At 68.6% G+C, this 3,164-nt stretch carries 1 protein-coding gene; it reads left to right on the forward strand.

What is annotated here, in order from left to right; all coding sequences use genetic code 11:
* Positions 1 to 76 precede the first annotated feature (76 nt).
* Positions 77 to 3,164 (forward strand): efflux RND transporter permease subunit (locus tag AC27KI_RS21635; protein ID WP_487115766.1); only part of this gene is annotated, 3,088 nt, incomplete at its 3' end.

The raw sequence follows: 3,164 nt of genomic DNA on the forward strand, positions 1-3,164 counted from the left end.
GCACCGGCCGCATCCGCTGCGGCACCCGCGGCGTCCGGCGCTGCGGCCCCGGCCGCCCGCTGAAGGACCGCCCGCCATGGCACAGTTCTTCATCAACCGGCCCATCTTCGCGTGGGTCATCGCCATCGTCATCATGCTGGCGGGGGCCATGTCCATCAAGACATTGCCGCTGGAGCAGTACCCCAACATCGCGCCGCCGCGCGTGTCCATCAGCGCCACCTACACCGGCGCCTCGGCCAAGACGGTGGAGGAATCGGTCACGCAGGTGATCGAGCAGCAGTTGAAGGGCCTCGACAACCTGATCTACATGGGCTCGACCAGCGATGCCTCGGGCGGCTCGCGCACCACGCTCACCTTCAATGCCGGCACCAACATCGACGTGGCGCAGGTGCAGGTGCAAAACAAGCTGCAGCAGGCCATGTCGCGCCTGCCGCCCGCGGTGCAGAGCCGGGGCGTCACCGTCACCAAGGGCGGCAACGACTACCTGATGATCGTCACCTTCACCTCGCCCGACCCGAGCGTGACGCAGGTGGACATCGGCGACTACATCTCCAGCAACCTGGTGGACGTCATCAGCCGCATCGACGGCGTGGGCGACGTGGCCACGCTGGGCACGCCCTACGCCATGCGCGTGTGGATGGACCCGGCCAAGCTCGAGAAATACGCGCTCATGCCGTCCGACATCGGCAACGCCATCAACGCGCAGAACGCCCAGGTCTCCGCCGGCCAGCTGGGCGCCCTGCCCGCCGTGGGCGAGCAGCAGCTCAACGCCACCATCACCGCGCGCAGCAAGCTGCAGTCGCGCGAGGAGTTCGAGAACATCGTTCTCAAGTCCACCGTGGACGGCGCCATCGTGCGCCTGAAAGACGTGGCCCGCATCGAACTGGGCGCCGAGAACCTCACCATCACCTCGCGCCTGAACGGCCAGCCCGGCGCCGGCATGGGCGTGGTGCTGGCCGACAGCGCCAACGCCATGGCGGTGGCCAACGCGGTGAACGCCAAGATCGCCGAGCTGCAGCCGTTCTTTCCGTACCAGCTCAAGCCCTTCACCAGCTACGACACCACGCCCTTCGTGAGCGCCTCCATCGAAGAGGTGGTCAAGGCGCTGGTCGAGGCCATGCTGCTCGTGGTGCTGGTGATGTACATCTTCCTGCAGAACTTCCGCGCCACGCTGATCCCGGCGATCGCGGTGCCCGTGGTGCTGCTGGGCACCTTCGGCGTGCTGTCGGTGGCGGGCTACTCGATCAACACGCTGACCATGTTCGGCATGGTGCTGGCCATCGGCCTGCTGGTGGACGACGCCATCGTGGTGGTGGAGAACGTCGAGCGCGTGATGAGCGAGGAGGGCCTGCCCCCGAAGGAGGCCACGCGCAAGTCCATGGCCGAGATCACGCCCGCGCTGGTGGGCATCGCGCTCACGCTGTCGGCGGTGTTCATCCCCATGGCGTTCTTCGGCGGCTCCACGGGGGTGATCTACCGGCAGTTCTCCATCACCATCGTCTCGGCCATGGTGCTGTCGGTGCTGGTGGCGCTCACGCTCACGCCGGCGCTGTGCGCCACGCTGCTCAAGCCCATCCCCCAGGGCCAGCACAGCCCGCACGGCGCGCCGCGCCGGGGCGTGCTGGGCTGGGTGGACCGCTTCTTCACCGGCTTCAACCGCCGCTTCGACCGCACCGCCGACGGCTACCAGCGCGGCGTGGGCCGCATCGTGCGCCGCGGCGGGCGGATGATGCTGGTCTATGCGCTCATCGTGGGCGGCATGGCCGTGCTGTTCATGCGCCTGCCCACTTCGTTCCTGCCCAATGAGGACCAGGGTGCCGTGCAGGTGCAGATCACCCTGCCCCCGGGCGCCTCCAACACCCGCCTGCAGGTGGTGATGGCCGAGGTGCAGAAGTATTTCGCCGCGCAGCCCGACGTGGTGAGCTTCAACTCCATCACCGGCTCCAACGGCGACCAGAGTTCGGCGCGCGGCTTCGTGCGCCTCAAAGACTGGAGCGAGCGCCCCCTGGCCTCGCAAAGCGCCGACGCCATCGCCCGCAAGGCCACGCGCGATCTGTCCAGGATCCGCGACGCGCGCATCTTCGTCGTGCTGCCGCCGGCCGTGCGCGGCCTGGGCGCCAATGCGGGCTTCAACTTCCAGCTCAAGGACCTGAACGGCCTGGGCCACGACGCGCTCGTGGCCGCGCGCGACAAGGTGCTGCAGCTGGCCGGCCAGCGGCCCGAGCTGTCCAACACCCGCAGCAACAACCTGGACGACACGCCGCAGCTGGGCGTGGCCATCGACGACGCCAAGGCCGGCGCCCTGGGCCTGGCCACCACCGACGTCAACAACACGCTGGGCAGCGCCATCGGCGGCACCTACGTGAACGACTTCCTGAACAAGGGCCGGGTCAAGCGCGTGTACATGCAGGGCGATGCGCCCTACCGCATGCTGCCGCAGGACATCGCGCCCTGGACGGTGCGCAACAGCCAGGGCCTCATGGTGCCGTTCTCGGCGTTCTCCAGCACCAGCTGGACCTACGGCTCGCCCCAGCTGCAGCGCTACAACGGCAGCCCCAGCTACGAATTCGTGGGCGACGCGGCCACGGGGGTCAGCTCCGGCGCGGCCATGGACGCGGTGGAAACCATCATGAAGGAGATGCCGCCCGGCATCGGCTACGAATGGACGGGCGCCTCCTACCAGGAGCGGCTGTCGGGCTCGCAGGCGCCGCTGCTGTATGCCGTGTCCATCCTGTTCGTGTTCCTGTGCCTGGCGGCGCTGTACGAAAGCTGGTCGGTGCCGTTCTCGGTGATCCTGGTGGTGCCGCTCGGCATCGTGGGCGCGCTGCTGGGCATCGGCATCCGCGGGCTGTCCAACGACGTGTACTTCCAGGTCGGGCTGCTCACCACCGTGGGGCTGTCGTCCAAGAACGCCATCCTGATCGTGGAGTTCGCCACCCAGCTGCAGGCCCAGGGCAAGAGCGTGATCGACGCCACGCTGGAGGCCGTGCGCCTGCGGCTGCGCCCGATCCTCATGACCTCGCTGGCCTTCGGCTTTGGCGTGCTGCCGCTGGCCATCGGCACGGGCGCCGGCGCGGGCGGGCGGCAGGCCATCGGCACCGCGGTGCTGGGCGGCATGATCTCCGCCACCGTGCTGGGCATCTTCTTCGTGCCCGTGTTCTTCG

It is taken from the genome of Acidovorax sp. KPB24-03, assembly GCF_057546605.1.